1 protein-coding gene and 1 pseudogene are annotated in these 1,755 nt (G+C 75.3%); both read left to right on the plus strand.

What is annotated here, in order from left to right; all coding sequences use genetic code 11:
- Positions 1-366: pseudogene (locus PAI11_RS27530) on the plus strand (hypothetical protein); the annotation flags it as partial.
- Between the two features lie 46 nt (positions 367-412).
- Positions 413-1,699: a diaminopimelate decarboxylase gene (lysA, locus tag PAI11_RS19480; RefSeq protein WP_007578033.1), complete on the plus strand. Its 1,287-nt coding sequence runs from the start codon at positions 413-415 to the stop codon at positions 1,697-1,699.
- Positions 1,700-1,755 lie beyond the last annotated feature (56 nt).

A 1,755-nucleotide genomic window follows, 5' to 3' on the forward strand; every position in this document is an offset into this window, starting at 1 on the left:
CAGGGGCCGGCGGCCGCCGCCCGCCAGTCCGCGTCCCAGCAGGCGCGCCGGCCCGCCCGCACGCCGGTCGCCACCGACGCCGACGCCGGCGGTGGCGGATCGCAGACCCCCGCGCGTCCGACCCGGCCGCCCGTCGACTCCGGCGCCGGATCGACCCCGCGCCAGGCGAACCTCGGCGACGGGCTCAAGGACACCACTGCGGCGCTGGCCAACACCACGACGGCCACCACCGACGGCCTGGCCAACGTGCTCGGCGGCCGACAGAGCCTGCTCGGCCAGGTGGTCGGGGGACTCGGCGACGCCCTCGGCGGGACCGTGACCGGGCTCGGCGAGCTGCTCGGGAACACGCTCGGCGCCTCGCACTGACCGCGGCCCTCGGTGTCGCGGGGCGGGATGGCATCATCCCGCGCCCATGGCCGACGATCTCCTCGCCGTCTACCCGCTGGGCAGCGCCTTCGACGAGCGCGGCCGGCTGCTGCTCGGCGGCTGCGACGCGATCGAGCTGGCGCGCGAGCACGGCACCCCGGCCTACGTGGTCGTCGAGGACGACCTGCGGACGCAGGCGCGCGCCTACCGATCGGCGTTCGAGCGCCACGCGCCGGGCGCCCACGTCTCGTTCGCCTCGAAGGCCTGCCCCTGCACGGCGGTCCTGCGGACGCTGGAGCAGGAGGGCCTCGGCTGCGACGTCGCCTCCGGCGGCGAGCTGGCGCTGGCGCTGAACGCCGGATTCGCGCCCGACCGGATCCACCTGCACGGCAACGCGAAGTCCGAGGCCGAGCTGGTCGCGGCCGTCGAGCACGGGATCCGCCACGTCGTGATCGACAACGGCGACGACGTCGAGCGGCTGGCGCGGATCGCGGCCGAGCGCGGACGGGTGCAGCCGGTCACGATCCGGGTTACGCCCGACGTCCGCGGCGAGACCCACGACGGGATCTCGACCGGGCAGGCCGACTCGAAGTTCGGGCTCGGGATCGACGAGACGCGGACGACGATCGATCGCGTTCGCGGCCTGCCCGCCCTGCGGCTCGACGGGCTCCACTTCCACATCGGCTCCCAGCTGCTCGACCTCGACGTCTTCCGTCGGGCGGTCGCGGCGATCGCGCCGCTGGCCGACGGGCTCGACGAGGTCAACCTCGGAGGCGGCCTGGGCGTCGCCTACACCGCCGACCAGGTCGCGCAGCTGCCGTCGGTCGAGGAGTACGTGCAGGTCAAGGTCGCCGCCGTCCGGGCGCTGATCGGCGACCGGGTGCGGATCTCCGACGAGCCCGGCCGTTCGCTGGTCGGGCGCGCGGGCGTGACGCTGTACGAGGTCCAGACGGTCAAGCGCAACGTCTCGACCTGGGTCGCGGTCGACGGCGGGATGGCCGACAACCTGCGGCCGATGCTCTACGGCGCCCGCTACGAGGTCCAGGTCGCCGACCGCTTCCTGGCCGCCGGCAGCGCGGGCACGGCCTGCCGCGTGGTCGGCAAGCACTGCGAGTCGAGCGACGTGCTGGTGGCCGACGCCCGGCTCGACGACCCGCGCCCCGGCGACGTGCTCGTGACCCCGGTCACCGGCGCCTACGGCTACGCGATGGCCAACACCTACAACGGCGTGCCGCGCCCGCCCGTCGTCTTCGTCGGCGACGGCCGCTCGCGGGTCGTCGTGCGGCGGGAGCGGGTCGAGGAGCTCTGGGGCCGCGACGTCCCGGCGGCGTGAGGCGCGCGTAGACGCTTCGGATCTCGCCACCTGGTGCGCTCGGCAGTGCCGAGCAC

This window comes from Patulibacter medicamentivorans, from assembly GCF_000240225.1.
In the GTDB taxonomy this organism is placed as follows: Bacteria; Actinomycetota; Thermoleophilia; order Solirubrobacterales; family Solirubrobacteraceae; genus Patulibacter; species Patulibacter medicamentivorans.